Source organism: Alterileibacterium massiliense (assembly GCF_900104645.1).
GTDB lineage: Bacteria > Bacillota > Clostridia > Peptostreptococcales > Anaerovoracaceae > Alterileibacterium > Alterileibacterium massiliense.
The window spans coordinates 1006664-1024669 of the sequence record NZ_FNWE01000002.1; the positions used below are offsets into that span (position 1 = coordinate 1006664).

15 protein-coding genes and 1 riboswitch are annotated in these 18006 nt (G+C 31.9%); of the genes, 4 read left to right on the forward strand and 11 right to left on the reverse strand.

All coding sequences use genetic code 11. The annotated features are described in order from the left end of the window. Positions 1-20 precede the first annotated feature (20 nt). Positions 21-212: a 50S ribosomal protein L28 gene (gene rpmB / locus BQ5371_RS06460; protein ID WP_071133034.1), complete on the reverse strand. Its 192-nt coding sequence runs from the start codon at positions 210-212 to the stop codon at positions 21-23. A 195-nt stretch (positions 213-407) separates the two neighbouring features. On the opposite strand from rpmB, the gene BQ5371_RS06465 reads away from it, so the two are divergent. Both BQ5371_RS06465 and BQ5371_RS06470 read left to right on the forward strand, forming a co-directional pair. Then, on the forward strand, positions 408-1895 hold the full coding sequence (locus BQ5371_RS06465; RefSeq protein ID WP_071133035.1) for a zinc-binding metallopeptidase family protein: 1488 nt from the start codon (positions 408-410) through the stop codon (positions 1893-1895). A 122-nt stretch (positions 1896-2017) separates the two neighbouring features. Further along, positions 2018-5206 (forward strand): transglycosylase domain-containing protein, encoded by a 3189-nt coding sequence (locus BQ5371_RS06470; protein ID WP_071133036.1) that lies wholly within the window; start codon positions 2018-2020, stop codon positions 5204-5206. An 82-nt stretch (positions 5207-5288) separates the two neighbouring features. On the opposite strand, the gene BQ5371_RS06475 is transcribed toward BQ5371_RS06470, so the two are convergent. Both BQ5371_RS06475 and mnmA read right to left on the reverse strand, forming a co-directional pair. Then, a complete protein-coding gene (locus BQ5371_RS06475) occupies positions 5289-6140 on the reverse strand; it encodes an undecaprenyl-diphosphate phosphatase (protein ID WP_071133037.1) in 852 nt (283 codons plus the stop codon). A gap of 100 nt (positions 6141-6240) precedes the next feature. Continuing rightward, positions 6241-7284, reverse strand: coding sequence for a tRNA 2-thiouridine(34) synthase MnmA (mnmA, locus tag BQ5371_RS06480; protein ID WP_071133038.1), 1044 nt, complete (start codon positions 7282-7284; stop codon positions 6241-6243). A 126-nt stretch (positions 7285-7410) separates the two neighbouring features. Here mnmA and trhA point away from each other — a divergent pair, with 126 nt between their 5' ends. After that, positions 7411-8088, forward strand: a complete 678-nt coding sequence (trhA, locus tag BQ5371_RS06485) for a PAQR family membrane homeostasis protein TrhA (protein WP_071133039.1) — start codon at positions 7411-7413, stop codon at positions 8086-8088. Positions 8089-8159: 71 nt separating this feature from the next. On the opposite strand, the gene pyk is transcribed toward trhA, so the two are convergent. Next, on the reverse strand, positions 8160-9590 hold the full coding sequence (gene pyk / locus BQ5371_RS06490) for a pyruvate kinase (protein ID WP_071133040.1): 1431 nt from the start codon (positions 9588-9590) through the stop codon (positions 8160-8162). Between the two features lie 300 nt (positions 9591-9890). Between pyk and BQ5371_RS06495 the strand changes: the two genes are divergently transcribed. Then, complete coding sequence (locus tag BQ5371_RS06495) at positions 9891-11681, forward strand: M24 family metallopeptidase (RefSeq protein ID WP_071133041.1); 1791 nt, start codon at positions 9891-9893, stop codon at positions 11679-11681. Between the two features lie 10 nt (positions 11682-11691). Here BQ5371_RS06495 and BQ5371_RS06500 read toward each other — a convergent pair whose 3' ends face one another. The 7 genes from BQ5371_RS06500 to ymfI all read right to left on the reverse strand — a co-directional run bounded on the left by BQ5371_RS06500 (position 11692) and on the right by ymfI (position 18005). Continuing rightward, on the reverse strand, positions 11692-12435 hold the full coding sequence (locus tag BQ5371_RS06500; protein ID WP_071133042.1) for a HesA/MoeB/ThiF family protein: 744 nt from the start codon (positions 12433-12435) through the stop codon (positions 11692-11694). Positions 12436-12539: 104 nt separating this feature from the next. Next, positions 12540-13127, reverse strand: a complete 588-nt coding sequence (locus BQ5371_RS06505; RefSeq protein WP_071133152.1) for a thiamine phosphate synthase — start codon at positions 13125-13127, stop codon at positions 12540-12542. A 22-nt stretch (positions 13128-13149) separates the two neighbouring features. Then, positions 13150-14412 (reverse strand): 2-iminoacetate synthase ThiH, encoded by a 1263-nt coding sequence (gene thiH, locus BQ5371_RS06510; protein ID WP_071133043.1) that lies wholly within the window; start codon positions 14410-14412, stop codon positions 13150-13152. 31 nt (positions 14413-14443) lie between these two features. After that, positions 14444-15214 (reverse strand): thiazole synthase, encoded by a 771-nt coding sequence (locus BQ5371_RS06515; RefSeq protein ID WP_071133044.1) that lies wholly within the window; start codon positions 15212-15214, stop codon positions 14444-14446. Positions 15215-15266: 52 nt separating this feature from the next. Continuing rightward, complete coding sequence (gene thiS, locus BQ5371_RS06520; protein ID WP_071133153.1) at positions 15267-15461, reverse strand: sulfur carrier protein ThiS; 195 nt, start codon at positions 15459-15461, stop codon at positions 15267-15269. A 75-nt stretch (positions 15462-15536) separates the two neighbouring features. Continuing rightward, positions 15537-15636: riboswitch (TPP riboswitch) on the reverse strand. Positions 15637-15677: 41 nt separating this feature from the next. Further along, positions 15678-17186 (reverse strand): Mur ligase family protein, encoded by a 1509-nt coding sequence (locus BQ5371_RS06525; RefSeq protein WP_071133045.1) that lies wholly within the window; start codon positions 17184-17186, stop codon positions 15678-15680. An 81-nt stretch (positions 17187-17267) separates the two neighbouring features. Beyond that, positions 17268-18005: an elongation factor P 5-aminopentanone reductase gene (ymfI, locus tag BQ5371_RS06530; protein ID WP_071133046.1), complete on the reverse strand. Its 738-nt coding sequence runs from the start codon at positions 18003-18005 to the stop codon at positions 17268-17270. Between the last annotated feature and the right edge of the window lies 1 nt (position 18006).

Here is an 18006-nt window from a genome sequence, read left to right on the forward strand (position 1 = left end):
ACCAAAACAACTTTTATCTCCTAAATGGCACGGTCTACCTTGCCCGACCTTAGGCAGCTTGTGCAGACATTTGCCTTTCTAACTGTGCCGTTGTCATTAATTCTAACAGATTGAATATTTGCATTCCATTTTCTTCTCGAATGTCTATTAGAATGGGAAACAGAATTTCCAGATGTTTGCTGTTTTCCGCATATTTCACACTTTTGGGACATCACCGCACCTCCTTACACTCAAAATCTGTGTGTTTCAAACACTGTCGTAGTATAACACAATAGTCTTAAGAAATGCAAGAAATATTTAATCGAGACCTTTTAAAAGCTTATTTACCTTTATATTGATAAAAAAAAATAGTATAATTCAAAATAATTGATTTATAAAAAATTATTTTTACAAAGGATTTTATTCATATGAAAAAACATCATCATATTCAACATAAAGGCAGAATTATTCTTGCTATCATAATACTTATTTCCATTATATTTTTCATTTCATTTAAACTTGTAAAAAGGTTTGATATGGTGAATAAGCAGGTTTATCACAATTATTCTCTCGATCTATCAGCAAATATAGAGCACCTAAATTCTACTGAAGATATTTTAACCTATATAAGCGACTGGGCTGAAAGGCAAGGTGTACCTAGCCAAATGGATGAATATAAGAATCTTATCTTTCAAAAGCCTGCGACGAATGGTAAAGAAGCTCTTCCTCCTACGATAATATGTGTTGATATTGATTACCAGACTATAAATAATAATTTATCTGATATATCAACTGCCCAGTACATAGTTGCTGCTGCTAATGATAAGAATCTTACAGGCGGACCACTAACTGTAATATTTTTAAATAATGAAAATGACTCAAAGATAGGTGCGGAAAATCTTGACCCTAAATTTATCAAGCCTGAATCAAATATTTTTTATTTGACCTCTAATGATATTTCTTATTCTTCTCGTTCATCTTTTGCAAGATCTATTTCACAAATTGAAATAAATAACGAAAATAATGTTGAAAATCGTAATTGTGATACTATGATCAAGATTAAAATTGATGGGATTAATCCTTCAGCAAATATAATAAGCAAACACAAGGAACCATCCGTTATTTCCCAGCTTCAATCTATCTTGACAAGGCTCAGATCTAAATCTACTAATTTTCAGATAGCTAATATTTCAGTTGATGACAATGGTAATTTGAATCCTCGTTCTCTTGAATTTGATCTTTTAATCAACAAATACGATCTTGATTCTTATACAAAATGGCTTGACAATAAATCGAATAAATTCGTAAAGAAGTATAAAAAGGATTATCCTGATATATCTTATAAATATGAGGTTGTTTCCGATGTTAATTCCTTACCTAATACAGTTTTTAACTCTGAAAATATTAAATCTCTTTCAAATATTCTATATACGATAAAAAATGGTGATTACTCTTTCAATGACAACGAAGAAAATAATACAAAAAATCAGGACTTGCGTATATATGGGAAAAATTATATAAGCGGAATAGAAACAAAAGATTACTCAATTAAATTGAATATTTTGACAGAGGCATATGATAAGACCTATCTTGAGCAGATAAATACTGAAAATAGCACGGCTGCATCAATTTTTAATGCAAAATATACTATCGAAAAAGATATTCCTTCTTTTGAAAACAAAAATGAACTTCTTATAAAAATGCTTGCTAAGGCTTATACCAAGGTAAATCTATTTACAAATAGAAATGCAACCTTACCTGAGAAATGGGATGAGGAATTTACAACCTGCTCATATCTCCTTGAAAAAAATGATAACCTTAATATAATTCATCTTTCAATCTCAAGGAATGACGGTTTAAATATAACAAATGTCCTACTTAATTATCATAAATGGCCGACTGGAAAGTGGATATAAACTCACTCATTATTAATTAATTCTCTGATTTTTAATATGATATTTATGCTATAATTAATATCTAAATTTTCATTTTCTATATATTTACATATTTATATATTTTGCTTGGAGGTAGCATTTAGATGCGAAAAGAAATTGATACGAGATCTGAAAATGATAAAGAAATTGAAGAATTTCGTTCTTCAATTAGTGATAGTGATAAGAAGATAAGCCATAAGTCAACCGGACTTGATGGTTTTGTTGATATTTCCTCAAATAGCAAAGGACTTAAAAGAGAAGCAGAAGTCCCAGTAAATAATGATGGCATAGAAACTGGGATTCCCGATGAAGTTGCCGAAGAAATTATTAATAATTATAAAAATAAAAAATCAAATGAAGATACATTGCAAGAGCCAAAAAATGCTTCAAGCAAAGTTTCATATAAAGAAAAGTTTTTAATTTTTAAAAATAGTTTAAATAAAGATAAGTCTTCAAACATTAAAAATGATAAAAATTCAAATATAGAAGAAAAGTCTTCAAGCATAAACAATAATTCTAATAAAGAGAATTTTTCTAATTTAAATAATAACTCTAAGACAGCTAATTCTTCTAATTTTATAAAAGATCTAAAAGATAATTTAAAGAAAAAGAACGAAGCTATATATGCCTATCTTAGAAATCTTAATTCAAAAATAAATGATAAGAGAGGTTCTAAAGAAAAAAAATCAAATCCTAACTTAAAAAAAGCCTTTAAGTATATTTTGATTTTTATCTTATCTATATTTATATTGTTTTCTCTCTACTCATTTATAATCGTTACAACAGCCCCAAAAATTCATCCTGAAACGATATATAAATCGGTTGCTCAAACTACAAAAATCTACGATGATTCAGGAAATGAAGTAGATAAATTATATTATACACAAGACCGTACTCTTGTTAGCAGGAAGGATATTCCTGATAATCTCGTAAATGCGTACATCGCTTTGGAAGATAAGACTTTTTATAAGCATCATGGTTTTAACTGGACAAGAATGGTTGGTGCAGTCTTAAATGCACTCACAGGTTCAGATAATATCAGTGGTACCAGCACAATTACCCAGCAATTAGCTAGGAATGTTTATTTACCGGAAATAAAAAGTCAGCGAAGCATTAGACGAAAAATTCTTGAGATGTATTATGCAGACCAAATAGAAAAAGTCCTTAATAAAGACCAAATTATTGAAGCATATCTTAATACTATTTATCTTGGATTTGGTAATTATGGTATTCAAACTGCAGCCAAGTCATATTTTTCAAAAGATGTAAAGGATTTAAGTCTTATAGAATGTGCGTCCCTAGCTGCCCTTCCTCAGGCTCCTGACTCATATGCTTTGATTAAACACGCAGATGCAAATAATCTGCCAGATGATTCATCAAATATTATAACGAGAGATCCTGAGACTTATATAGCTAATGATATATCCAAAGGAAGAAGGAATACCTGTCTTAAATTAATGAAGAATCAAGGTTATATTGATGAAAAAGAATTTAAAGAAGTTTATGACAAGAATTTGATTGATTTTATAAATCCAAATATAACAACTTATTCCAATATATATACATATTTTTCTGATTATATGATTGATGAAATAATTCATGACTTAAAAGAAAAATATAAGATGTCTGAAAAAGATGCAAAAAGGATGATTTATACTGGTGGACTTAAAATTTATTCAACACTGGATTCAAAAGCACAGCAAGCGATTGCAAATGAATTTTCAAATGACAATAACTTCCCTGACCTTCAGTGGCTAAGAAAGGATCGAAATGGCAATATAATTTCAGATTCAGGAGAAATAATTTTATATAGCCACGATAATATAATTAATAAGGATAATAATATTGTTCTAGGCTCTGATGAGTTTACAATTAATAAAGATGGTTCTATCACTATAAAGCGTGGCAATAGGCTAAATATTTATACTACAAAGTCCGGAGGAGTTGTCGACTACAGCCTTGAATTAAAACATACATATATTCGCGAACACGGCGTCCTTTATACATATGCAGGAGGTTTTATAAATATCCCTGCTAAATATAAATCACTTGATGAAAATGATGACCTTCTAATATCAAAGGACTTCTTTATTGACAATAAAGATATTTATGTATCTGATTCGTCTCTTGTCATTACTCAAAATGCGTATACCTTACCTGCAAAGACAATACAGCCTCAAGCTGCAATGGCAATTGTTGAAGTTGGAACCGGTCAAATTAAGGCAATGATGGGTGGACGAGAAACACTTGGAAAACAGTTATACAATAGAGCTACAGGGTTAAGGCAACCTGGGTCATCTATAAAACCACTTGGTGTATATGGTGCTGCTTTACAAAAAAGCAAGGATTATGCAGATAAGGGTGAGACATGGCCATTTGTAAATTATAATACGGATAGTCAGGGAGCGAATTTTGGAAGTTATATGACTACAGGAACGCATATTATGGACCAAGCACAGAAAATCAACGGAAAAACTTGGCCTACAAATGCTGACAGGCGTTATCATGGAGCAGTCACTCTAAGGCGAGCAATTCAGCAATCGTTAAATGTTCCAGCAGTTAAAATCCAATTGCAGGTTGGAAATGAATATTCTGCCAATATAATTAAAAAATTTGGCATCACCTCTCTTGTTAGCGAGGGTGATACTAGTGATATGAATCCTGCAGCACTCGCACTTGGCGGAATGACTAAGGGTGTGTCCCCTCTTGAAATGGCTCAGGCTTATGCTGCTTTTCCAAATGGTGGCGTAAGGCAAAGCTCTATTTCATATACAAAGGTCGTGAATATAGATGGAAAAACAATCTTAAAGTCAAAGTCCAAATCATATAAGGTTCTTGACGAAGGTGTAGCTTGGATAATGACAGACCTACTTAAATCTGTTGTTTCAAATGGTATTGGCTCATCTGCAAGGCTTTCAGGCGTGAGCTCAGGTGGTAAAACTGGTACAACAAGTGATTCTTATGATGTGTGGTTTGACGGTTTTACGCCTAAATACGCAGGAGTTGTATGGATAGGAAGCGATGTTAATATTGCCCTTGCAGGAGGTTCGTATATGACAGCCAGATTATGGGGTAAAATAATGGGTCAAATACCTAAGGCATTGGAGGGAGAATATAAAAAACAACCTGATAGTGTAATATACTATGGCGGTGATTATTATTCAAAGGGTACAGAAAAAGGTGTCTATAGATATGTACCACCTAAGCCTAAGGAAGATGAGGAAGATAAGGATAAGGAAAAGAAAGAATCAAATTCAAGCCAATCTAATGATACAGAAAATCAAAATCCTTAATCAGTAAAAAGCGGTGAATTAACACCGCTTTTATTATCTCTAAGAATATTTTAAAATTAATGAATATTTTATAATTAATAAATTATGAGATTAGCATAAAATAAATTATTACTAGAATTCCTAGAGCAATCCTATACCAGCCGAATACTTTAAAATCGTGCTTTCTTATATATTCTATTAAGAACTTTATTACAAATATTGAAATTATAAAGGCAATTAACATTCCAATAATCAAAATAATTATTTCAGCTGTGCTAACAGTATATCCTTTTGCGAAAAATTTTACTATCTTTAATAAGCTAGCTCCTGCCATAACCGGAATAGCGAGTATAAATGTAAATTCCGCAGCGACCTTTCTTGAAACACCAAGCATTAGGCCCCCAAGAATTGTTGACCCTGACCTTGAAGTACCTGGTAGAACTGCTGATAATATTTGGAATATTCCTATCTCAAATGCCGTCTTATATGACAAATCTTCAAGCTTATCAACCTTTTTAACTTCTAAGCCATTTCTTTTATTTATATTTTCAATTATTATAAATGCTATTCCTATGATAATAAGCATTAATGATACGACAAACCAGTTATACAAGTGTTCATCAATCCAGTCATCAAATAATAATCCTATAACACCTGCAGGTACGCAGGCAATGATTGTCTTTCCCCAGAGAGATAATACCTTCTTTTTTATAATAAACTTAGGATTTCCTGATTTTGATTTTTTAAATGGCCAAATCTCATTCCAGTAGATTATTATAGCAGCAAAAATTGCTCCAAATTGAATTACAACCAAAAATAAATTCCAAAACTCCTTTGATACATCGAGTTTGATAAATTCATTGAGGAGAATCATATGTCCGGTGCTACTTATAGGTAACCATTCCGTAATTCCCTCTACAATTCCAAAAAAAATTGCCTTGATAATATTTAGCATTAATAACTACCTTTCTATACTTAAATAATTCTAATGATTTTTATTACTATATTAAATTAATATGTTTATTTGATAATTTTTATATTTTATATTTTTAATTCTAACAGATTATACCGCCACCGAGAACAATTTTCTCATCGTTATAAAAAACTGCTGATTGACCGGGCGTAATTGCTTTTTGCTTCTCTTTAAATATAATAAGTGCCTTATTTTTTCCCAAAATATGAACCCTGCATTTTTTTAACTCCTGATGGTATCTAGTTCTTACATTGGTATCAAAGACTGCCTCACTTGGCTTACCATTTATCCAGTTAATTTCATTAACATAAATATTAACCTTGAAAATATCATCTTTAGTGCCTAAATAAATCTTATTATCTTGTGCTGAGATCTCTTTAACAAAAAGAGGCTCTTTATATGAAATACCTAGTCCCTTTCTCTGCCCAATCGTATAATGAATAATACCCTTATGTTTTCCAAGAATTTCACCATTAGGTCCTATAAAATCACCACAATTAATTTTATTATAAGCTTTTTTCTCAATTACCTTAGTGTAATCACCATCTGGAACAAAACAAATATCTTGGCTTTCGTTCTTATAAGCCGTTGGTAAATGTGATAATTTGGCAAGCTCCCTTACCTCCTCCTTATCCATCTCTCCTAAAGGAAATAGTGTCTTTGATAAAATCTCTTCACTTATATTATATAAAAAATATGATTGGTCTTTTTTCTTATTATCTGCTTCTTTAAGATAATATCTACCATTATTCTTAACTACCTTTGCATAATGTCCTGTGGCAACATAATCACAGCCTATCTCCTTGGCTTTTTCATATAATAAACCGAATTTCAGATGCTTATTACAGTCAACGCATGGATTTGGCGTAAATCCATCAAGATATGAATTTACAAATTTTTCTACAACATAATTCTTAAATTCCGAGGTGAAATCAAATATCAAAAATGGAATATCTAGACTATTTGCTACATTTTTTGCTCCCCTAACTTCTTCGCTATTTATATCATTTGTATGAAGAAGCATGGTGGAACCAATACATTCGTAACCCTCTTTCATCAAAATGCTTCCCGCAACACTTGAGTCAACTCCTCCTGAAAGAGCTAAAAGTACCTTCCCTTTACTCATAATAAATCCTTATAATAAATCTATATGTAATATTTATATCAAAATTTTGCCCTAATTTATTCACTTATTTATTATACAATATATGTTATAATTCATGTTGAAAAAAATAGCTAAGGGGATGATTTTATGAAGAGAACAGCTTTAACAGATAGAACTTTACCACCATATACTAGAGGTGAAGAAATCTTTAACATGGTCACCCATGTCGTTGGTGCATCAATCGGTGTTGCTGTTCTTGTTCTTTGCATAATTAAAGGTGCCTTAAATCATAGTGGATATGACATTGGTTCTGGAATAGTTTACGGAATATCAATGATACTCTTATTTACGATGAGTTCTATATATCATGGATTATCAAGCAAGCACTCTACAGCGAAAAAAGTTTTTCAAATCATGGATCACTGCACTATTTTCATCCTTATAGCAGGAACATACACTCCAATACTTTTAAGTGGAATTATGAATTATGATCCAAAATGGGCGTGGATACTATTCGGCATTATCTGGGGAGTTACTATCATTGGCATTGTTTTAAATGCGATTGATATTAAAAGCTTTTCAAAATTTTCCATGTTTTTATACCTTATAATGGGCTGGTGCATAGTGTTTAAAATGAATCTTCTTCCTGCTGCACTAGGAAAAGGTGGTATAATTCTACTAGTGTCAGGAGGGGTATCATATACTATAGGCACAATTTTTTATGGACTTCAGAAAAAGGTTAGATATATGCACTCCATTTGGCATCTGTGGATAATTTTCGGTGCCATTCTCCATGCTCTTTGTATTCTCATATATGTTTTTTAGCCTTAAATCTTTTTGATATTTAATTATTTATAATTATTTATAATTTTTTTATATTTATTTTTTTATGATTATCACTTTATAGTTTCGAGCATTATCATATTTGTTTTACCTATGCCATGCTCTATATAGCCACCTGTAATAACTATGCGATCGCCCGTCCTTAGTCCAAGTCTATCAATCGCTATCTTATCTACAGGTTCAACATTTTCTTTAAAAAAAGTGTCATAAAACTCCTCGTCGCTTGACTTCATAATAGGCAGAACCCCCCAGCACATTGCGAGCTTTCTATATACTTTTTCATCTTTTGCTATGCCAACAACTTGCACAGGATTTCTGAATTTGCTAATTATTCTTGCGGTATTCCCACTTATTGAATTAATTATTATAGCACTTGACTTTGTATCTATAGCCATCTCACAAGCTGATTTTGATATAGCATCAAGGTTATTATTTATATTATATTTTGTTCTATTGAAAATCTCAGAATAGTTCATCATCTTCTCAGTCTCAAATATAATCTCTGACATGGCACGAACTGATAGCTCAGGATAGTTTCCAGCAGCAGTTTCTCCCGAAAGCATAACAGCAGTTGCTTCATCGAATATAGCATTTGCGACATCGGACGCTTCTGCTCTCGTAGGTCTTATATTAGTTATCATGGATTCTAGCATTTCAGTTGCTACTATAACCCTTTTGCCTAATCTTCTGCAAATTTTAAGTATCTTTTTTTGAACCGATGGTACCTTTGAATAATCAATTTCTACTCCGAGATCTCCTCTTGCAATCATTATCCCGTCCGCTACTTCGCAGATTTTTTTTATATTTTTTACCCCTTCACTATTTTCTATCTTTGCTATAATATCTATCGATTTTCCACCATTTTCATCCAAAAACTTTCTAAGGCTTTTTGCCTCATCTGCGTTTGACATAAATGATGCAGCTATAAAATCTACACCTTCTGAAATTCCAAATAAAATATCTTTTTTATCCTCTTCTCCAAGATATTCACCTGAGATAAGCTTACCTGGGAAGCTCATGCTTTTGTGATTTTTTATTTCTCCACCTGTGATTACCTCGCATATAGCTGATTTGTTTTTTATTTCTTTTATAAGAAAAACTACAAGCCCATTGTTTACAAGAATTTTATCTCCTGCTTTGAGATTATCAGTAAAACCTTTATATGATACAGAGACTTTTTCTTCATCCCCTATTATCTCATCTTCCGTAAATGTGTATACCTGCCCTTTTTGTAGATTTATGCTTCCATTTTTTAACTTGCCAATACGACACTCCGGTCCCTTCGTATCAAGCATGATTGGAATAGGAAGAATTTTTTTATCCCTAACCTCTTTTATTTTATCCATAGTAATCTTGTGCTCAGAATGATTACCATGAGAGAAATTAATCCTCGCAACATTCATCCCTTCGTCGCACAGCTTTGAAATCATTTCATATGAATCGCTTGCAGGCCCAATAGTACATATTATTTTAGTTTTTCTCATTTTTAATCTCCTATCATAAATCAGGCATTATCTGACCTGGTCTTTGCCCCCACACTTGCCTTTGTCCGGTTTCCGGAGGACTTACTTCTAAGCTGCGCCATGATCACTATTATCATCGTAATAGCTTACGTGGGTCCCTTTGCCCGCAACTGGCATGGACTTTCAACCACAGACATAACACCTGATACTTTATGAAAATATCATAAATTACTTATAATTTCAATTTAGTATTTAATATGCTTGTGTTAATATTAGCTTAAAAATAAGTCTATATTAAAAAATATATAAAGGATTGAACATATGAACATAATAGAAGAAAGGCTAACAAAACTTAGAAAACTGATGAAAGATAATGCTTTAGATTTTTACCTTATAACGATTTCAGATTATCATCAGAGTGAATTTATAAGTGATTATTTCAAGACCTTAAAATATATGAGCGGTTTTACCGGCTCAGCCGGAACCCTAATTGTTGCTAAAAATGAGGCATATCTATGGACTGATGGAAGATACTTCATTCAAGCTGAAAAAGAATTAGAAAACTCAAGCATAATTTTAATGAAATCAGGCGAAGATAATGTTCCTAGTATTTTTGACTTTATAATTATTAATTTAAAAAAAGGAATGAGGCTTGGATTTGACGGAAGAACTATTTCTGCAAAAAATGGTCTTATATATAAGATAATTGCTGATGAAAATGAAGCTGATATAGTAATAACAGATGATTTAGTAAGTATGATTTGGCTCTCTCGACCTGACTTTCCTCATTCTAAAGTATTTTCAAACGATCTATTAAAAAATAGCTATCCTTCTAATATAAAATTAAAAAAAATCCGCAAAATTCTAAAATCAAATAGAGCAGATTTACATTTGCTATCTGCCATTGATGACATCTGCTGGACCTTAAATATAAGAGGCAGTGATATTCCTTATTCACCACTTTGCCTCTGTCATGCTCTTATTGGGAGAGATTTTTATTATTTATACATAGATGAAGATAAATTAAGCTCAGATATTAAAGATTACCTATCTTCCTTAGGGATCGAAATTAGAGAATATAGCAAGATATATGAAGATATTAAACTTATTGATTCCGAAATAAGATTAATGCTCGATATGGAGAATATAAATTATCTGATGTATCAAAGTCTCTCAAAAAAAATTACAATTATTGATGAGATAAATCCTGAAGCCTACTTAAAATCTATAAAGAATAAAAAGGAAATTGAAAATATTAAAATTGCTCAGTTAAAAGATAGCATTGCTCATATAAAATTTATGAAATGGTTTAAAGAAAATATTGGAGGCAAAGAGTTAAGTGAAATATCTGTTATTGAAAAGCTAGAATCTATAAGAGCTTCTATGGGTGGTTATATTTCACCAAGCTTTGAACCAATAAGTGCTTCTTCATCAAATGGTGCAATCATTCATTACTCTCCATATGCTCAGGGAAATTCAGAGGTAAAACTTAACTCATTTTTGCTTATGGATACTGGTGCAAATTATTATGAGGGTACTACGGATATTACTAGGACTTATGCAACAGGTTCTTTATCTATAGAAATGAAGAATCATTTTACTCTGGTTGCCCTTAGCAATCTATATCTTGCAAATGCAATATTTCCATATGGATGCACGGGCATAAATTTAGATACCTTCGCAAGGAAACCTCTCTGGGATAGACAGATTGATTTTAAACATGGTACCGGTCATGGGCTAGGCAATCTATTAAATGTACACGAAGGGCCTATTGGAATAAGAACCCATTATATTGAAAATCAAACAGAAGTATTTGAAAATGGCATGATTGTGACAGACGAGCCTGGTATTTATATTGAAAACTATTATGGCATTAGACTTGAAAATGAATTGCTTGTCAAGAATTTTAAAAAAAATAATTTTGGGTCATTCTTAAATTTTGAAATTTTAACCTTAATACCTTTTGACCTCGATGCTATAAATCCTGATATTATGACTAAAGAAGAAAAAAATATGTTTAATGAGTATCACTATTTAGTATTTAAAAAAATAAAACCTCATCTTAATAATGATGAGGCTGAATGGCTTAAATATTATACAAGACCAATTTAATACTTGTCATCTATCTACACGCAGTGCAAATTTCTGATTTATCGGGCAATTTTATCTCTCTAAAACTCATTTTTAGAGCGTCAAAGGTTAATAATCTTCCTATAAGTAAATCTCCTATACCAAGCAAGTATTTTATAGCTTCCGTAGCTTCAATACTTCCAATTATTCCGGTAACAGTACCTAAAATGCCTAGCATGTCCGGTCTTTTCACCAAATCATCTTCCGGAATATTACCAAAGATGCACCTATAGCAAGGTCCAGCATTAGGTATATATGTCATTACTTGACCCTTGAACCCCATTACACCTGCGTGAACAAAGGGCTTTCCTAAATTGACACAGGTATCATTTATCAAGAATTTCGATTTAAAATTATCTGTGGCATCTATTATAAAATCATAATGCGAAAATATTTCATGAACATTTATTTCTGTAAGCCTTTCATCATATTTATCAATTATTATTTTGGAATTAATATCTTTTATTGATTTGCTTGCAGATTCAACCTTGGATTTACCTATATCCTTCTCATAGTGAAGAATCTGCCTTTGTAAATTTGATATTGAAACGATGTCATCATCTACCAATCCAATTCTTCCTATACCAGAACTAGCAAGGTATATCGCAGCAGGAGAGCCAAGTCCGCCGCAGCCAATAACTAAGACAGAAGAATTACCTAATTTTTCTTGCCCCTCTTCTCCTATTTCGCTTATTACAATCTGTCTGCTATATCTTTCTTTTATTTTACCATTCATCTTTTCTCTATTTTTACGAATTTGTATGATTTATTTTATTTATTAATTTTTTTATTATTCGCTTTAAAATTTATAATTATTAATTTATATTTAAATTAAATAACTCATATTTTGATTTTTCTAAACTCTTTTATAAGCACAGCAGGGTTTTCAACCTCCATTGCACTGCTCATTATAGCAATACCTTTAGATCCTGCCTTCATAACCGACTTGCAATTATGTGGAGTAATTCCTCCAAGTGCATATATCGGAAGGATTGAACTTTCACAAATTTTTTCTAAAGAATCTAAGCCCCTAGGTGACAAATCCTTTTTGCAATTTGTATTAAATACATGACCAAAGGTTATATAATCTGCATTATGTTTTTCAGCAATCTTAAGCTCCTCAAGAGAGTGGCATGATACGCCTAATATTTCAAGCCTATCATGTGCATTTAATTTTGAGATTGGCAGGTGGATTTTTCTATGGTTTAACTCTTTTGCTACATTAATAAAATTATGAATAATTATTTCGGTACAATATCCCCTGCATACATCAATTGCTTTGTCAGCAAGCGTTATATAATCATATGGATTTAGATCTTTTTCTCTCAAAATAATAGCATTTACTCCGCAGTTAGCTAATCTCTCTATTCTGCTATAAAAATTTTCACTGCATAATTTTCTATTTGTAATTGCAATAATCTTATCCATGGTATGTCCTATTATAAATCTATTATAAATAAAGATAATCATTTAGGACCGGTTGCAATCCCTCTTGAGTCATATCATTAAACATCTTGTCAAGGCTTCTATCGTCAGCAATTTCAAATTGCTCGCCACCCTCTTTTGTGTCTCCCGAGTCACCCGTATACTTGCTTTTGTGATCTCCTATACCGGTAGAAACACCTGCAGAAACTTTGGTCGCGGCTATTTTTGTTATACCATTTCTAAATTCTTCACTTTCTCTAGAAGAAACAACTATTCCAGCAAAAGGCAGAAATAATCTATATGCACATAGTATTTGACATAATTCTTTTTCATGCACATCTTTTGGATTTATTTTATTATTATTTATAATCGGTCTAAGCCTAGGGCATGATATTGAAATTTCTGCTTCTGGATATTTACGCTGAATTAAATACGCATGATAGGCAGTGGCAAGAGCATCTTTTCTAAAATCAGATAATCCAAGAAGTGCAGAAAATCCTACTCCTCTCATCTTACCCATCAAAGCTCTTTCTTGAGCTTCAAATCGGTATGGCCACACTCTTTTTCTTCCCATGAGATGAAGTTTTTCATATTTATCTGTATCATATGTTTCTTGAAATACTGTTACATAATCAGCTCCGCACTCGTGAAGATATTCATAATCCTTTACATTTACAGGATAAATTTCAAGAGATACATTGCGAAAATATTTCTTTGCAAGCTTGCACGCCTCTCCTATGTATTCTATACTGCTAAGATTTCTGCTTTCCCCTGTCAATATCAATATCTCCTCAATTCCAGAGTCGGCGATAATCTTCATTTCTTCTTCTATCTGTTCGCTATTTAATTTTAATCTTTCAATATGATTGTAACAATTAAATCCGCAGTAAATACAATAATTCTCACAGTAATTAGCTATGTATAATGGTGTGAAAATATTCACTGAATTTCCAAAATGTTTACTTGTTTCTCTATTCGCCTTTACTGCCATTTCTTCTAAGAAAGGTTTTGCAGCAGGTGAAAGTAAGGCTTTAAAATCTTCAAGAGTACATAAATCATGTTCTAATGCTTTTTTTACATCTTTTGCACTATATATGTTTTCATCATAATTATCTATTTCTTTTTGGACTTTTTCAATAATATCGCTATCTATTTTATCCATATCTTCAAGATATTTCATATGGTCAGTCCTTGACGATGGGTCATTCTCAATTTGATGTTTTTTCTTTAATGCTTCAGAAGAAAGAAATTCTGAATCGACAAAATATTGCTCGTACGAATTGTCCATAATTTTCTCCATTTATAAATTAGAATATAAATTAATCTCTTAGAAATCCGGTAAGGGGATCTGAGGGTGAAGCACCTCTCGTTAATACTCTTCCTAATCCTGATAAATAAGCTTCTCTTCCTGCTAAAATTGCCTTATTAAAAGCAGATGCCATAAGCGTTAAATCTCCTGCCGTAGCAAGTGCTGTATTTGCCATTATAGCTGAAGCACCCATTTCCATTGCCTCACAAGCCTCAGATGGCTTTCCAATCCCAGCGTCTACTATTATCGGTAGATCAATTTCATCAATTAATATTTTAATGAAATCTTTTGTAGAAAGTCCCCTATTAGATCCAATAGGAGAGGCAAGTGGCATAACAGAAGATGCACCAGCATTAACAAGATCCCTTGCAACATTTAAATCTGGATACATATAAGGCATAACTATAAATCCCTCATTTGCTAGTACATCTGTGGCTTTAATAGTTTCATAATTGTCAGGCAATAAGAACTTGGTATCCCTCATTATCTCAATCTTAATAAAATCACCGCACCCAAGAGCTCTAGCAAGCCTAGCTATTCTAATAGCTTCATCTGCATTCCTTGCACCTGAAGTGTTTGGAAGAAGAGTTATATTTTTTGGAATATAGTCTATTATGTTATGTTGCTCCTTCGTATTAGCTCTTCTTAAAGCAACAGTGATCATCTCTGCTCCTGCATATTTTATAGCTGCTTCGATTAGGTCAAGCGAATATTTACCTGAACCCAAAATGAATCTCGAATTAAATTCTTTATTTCCAATAATTAATTTATCGTCTTTCATCTTTTCCCTCTTTTTATATTTCAGCATTAATCATAACCAATACGCTATCATTTTAACCCCCACCCATAAAATGAACTATTTCCATTTTATTTTCGTCCTCTAAAAAAGTATTCTCATATTCTTCTTTTGGAAGAATTTTCATATCTATTTCAACAACAATAGCGTCCTTCCTATATCCATTTTTTTCTAAATATTCGCTTACTTTTATAGGCTTATTTAGTTTTATTTCTTCCCCATTTACTATCATTTTTAATCCTTTTATATATTTTACTTCTTTTACCAAATAAAAAAGCATATATCAAGGAGATATATGCCACAATATACAAATCAACTCTCGAACTTCCTACGGTGGCATTATCCACATCAGGTTAAGGGTAAAAGCTATGCTTACTCTCAGCCAAAAGGCTCCCCTGTCGATATTTATTTGCTTGTATTTTATTACAAATATTTTTTTAGTTCAAGTTTATTGATGATTTTCATTATAAAATTTTATATATTCTTTTACAATTTCTACATCTGATGGGTAATCAACATATGATTTACCTATCTTTGATTGTCTTTCATCTCCTTTTCCAAGAATTAGATATATTGACTTAACCTTATGATCATCAAGTGCTTTTATTATTGCATCTTTTCTCTCAATAATTATTTCAATCGGCTTATCATATTTCGAAGCATATCTATATATATCATTAGCAATTTCCCTTGGATCTTCTTCGGCAGGATCATCACTTGTTAAGTAAATTTTATCAGCCATCTCTCCTGCAACAATTCCAAGGTCTTTTCTTCTTCCTATGGCCTTTCCTCCTGCAGAACCGAAAATTACAACTATTCTTCTGTCCGGATAGTCCATCTTTACTGAATCAAATATTCTAGCAAATGATAATTTATTGTGTGCATAATCTACAATTGAAATAATCTGCCCGTCATCCGATGAATAAAGTTCCATTCTTCCAGGGCATCTAGCAATTATTAAACCTTTTCTGATATATTCAGCTGGAATATCAAATTCAAGAGCAGTAGCAATGGCTGCAAGTGCATTTTCTACATTAAATATACCGGGCATTCCTATCTCAAAATCTTCATCAATTTCCTTTGTTTTAATTCTAAATTTAATTCCATTTGCTTCTGTTTTCTCAATATTATATGCATAAATATCTGCTTCCTTAGACATTCCAAATGTTATAATTTTATCGCATTTTTTAGCTCTTCTAAGGATTTCATCAATATAATCTGAGTTTATATTAATTATTGCATTTTGTGAAATATCAAAGAGTTTAAGTTTTGAATTAAAATAGTCATCAAAATCCTTGTGTTCAATTGGACTGATATGGTCTTCAGATATATTCATGAAAATTCCATAATCATAATTTAATCCGCTTACCCTGTCATATTTTAGTGCTTGTGATGATACTTCCATTTCAAAATATCTTGTTCCCGAATCTACTGCAGTCCTTAGAATCTTCTGTAACTCAACAGATTCCGGTGTTGTATTCTTTGATTCCTTTGTTTCAATTCCATCATAGTAGTCAACTGAAGATGTATACCCACTTAATGGTTTTTTTAAAGACTTAAAATATGTATCCAAAATAGATTTTAAAAAGTAAAGCGTAGTTGATTTACCTTTTGTCCCAGTTATTCCAACCATTTTTAAATCTTTGCTTGGATTTTCAAAGAAGATATTTGCCACTATCGACATAGCCTTCCTAATATCTTTAACTATTATATGTGGAATATTTAATTTATAGTCAAACTCACTTATATAAAATTTAGCACCGAGATTAATCGCTTCACTAAGGTAATCTCTTTTGAATGTGCTTCCCTTACAAATAAAGAGAGTTCCTGATACTACCTCTTTTGAATTAAATGTTAAATTATCTATGAAAATTGAATTATCACTGATATTAGTTCTTACTAAAATCTGAGCATCATATAGTGCATCTAAATATTTTTTTATTGTATGTTTTTTCATATTTCTAATTCCTTTGAGAATTACAATATTTTTTCTTGGACTAAAATATTAATAAATTTATCTAATTGATTATTATATTTTTCAAATAGTAAACCCTCCATCTACTCCTACAACCTGCCCTGTTATAAAAGAAGATTTATCAGATGCAAGAAAAGAAACTATTTCAGCTACATCTTTAGGCGAGCCAAGCTTTCTAAGAGGAGTTTCTTCTGCTAGGTTTTCCAGCGTTTGTTTAGAAAAATCATCCATCATATCCGTATGTATAACTCCAGGTGCTACTGAATTTACTCTAATTCCGCTTGGTGCTAGCTCACTGGCAAGAGATCTTGATAATCCAATAATCGCAGCCTTTGAAGCAGAATATGCACTTTCGCAGGAAGCACCTCTTAATCCCCACATTGATGATATAGTAATTATGGATCCTTTCTTTTCAGATAGCATATATGGAAGTGCACATTGAATAACATTAAATGTACCCTCCACATTAGTGCTAAAAATTTGCCTCCACTCCTCCTGCGTAATATCTTGTATCTGAGATACATAAGATATTCCAGCGTTGCTAACAAGTATATCAACATTTCCAATTGAGCGTCTAATAGAATCAAACATCTCCTCTACCTGAGCTCTATTAGAAACATCAGCTTTGATCATTATCCCTTTAACGCCAATATCCTTAATTCTTTCAATGACTTTCCTTGCTTGTTCTTCACTTTTATTATAATTAACTGCTATATCATATCCGTCTTTTGCAAGGCGAATTGCAATTTCTGCACCAATTCCTCTAGATGAACCAGTCACCAGTGCAAGTCTTCTTGGCATA

Excerpts from the sequence above, each read along its gene's own strand:
- rpmB (WP_071133034.1), bottom strand. The coding sequence starts at position 212 with ATGTCCCAAAAGTGTGAAATATGCGGAAAACAGCAAACATCTGGAAAT.
- BQ5371_RS06465 (WP_071133035.1), top strand. The coding sequence starts at position 408 with ATGAAAAAACATCATCATATTCAACATAAAGGCAGAATTATTCTTGCT.
- BQ5371_RS06470 (WP_071133036.1), top strand. The coding sequence starts at position 2,018 with ATGCGAAAAGAAATTGATACGAGATCTGAAAATGATAAAGAAATTGAA.
- BQ5371_RS06475 (WP_071133037.1), bottom strand. The coding sequence starts at position 6,140 with ATGCTAAATATTATCAAGGCAATTTTTTTTGGAATTGTAGAGGGAATT.
- mnmA (WP_071133038.1), bottom strand. The coding sequence starts at position 7,284 with ATGAGTAAAGGGAAGGTACTTTTAGCTCTTTCAGGAGGAGTTGACTCA.
- trhA (WP_071133039.1), top strand. The coding sequence starts at position 7,411 with ATGAAGAGAACAGCTTTAACAGATAGAACTTTACCACCATATACTAGA.
- pyk (WP_071133040.1), bottom strand. The coding sequence starts at position 9,590 with ATGAGAAAAACTAAAATAATATGTACTATTGGGCCTGCAAGCGATTCA.
- BQ5371_RS06495 (WP_071133041.1), top strand. The coding sequence starts at position 9,891 with ATGAACATAATAGAAGAAAGGCTAACAAAACTTAGAAAACTGATGAAA.
- BQ5371_RS06500 (WP_071133042.1), bottom strand. The coding sequence starts at position 12,435 with ATGAATGGTAAAATAAAAGAAAGATATAGCAGACAGATTGTAATAAGC.
- BQ5371_RS06505 (WP_071133152.1), bottom strand. The coding sequence starts at position 13,127 with ATGGATAAGATTATTGCAATTACAAATAGAAAATTATGCAGTGAAAAT.
- thiH (WP_071133043.1), bottom strand. The coding sequence starts at position 14,412 with ATGGACAATTCGTACGAGCAATATTTTGTCGATTCAGAATTTCTTTCT.
- BQ5371_RS06515 (WP_071133044.1), bottom strand. The coding sequence starts at position 15,214 with ATGAAAGACGATAAATTAATTATTGGAAATAAAGAATTTAATTCGAGA.
- thiS (WP_071133153.1), bottom strand. The coding sequence starts at position 15,461 with ATGATAGTAAATGGGGAAGAAATAAAACTAAATAAGCCTATAAAAGTA.
- BQ5371_RS06525 (WP_071133045.1), bottom strand. The coding sequence starts at position 17,186 with ATGAAAAAACATACAATAAAAAAATATTTAGATGCACTATATGATGCT.
- ymfI (WP_071133046.1), bottom strand. The coding sequence starts at position 18,005 with ATGCCAAGAAGACTTGCACTGGTGACTGGTTCATCTAGAGGAATTGGT.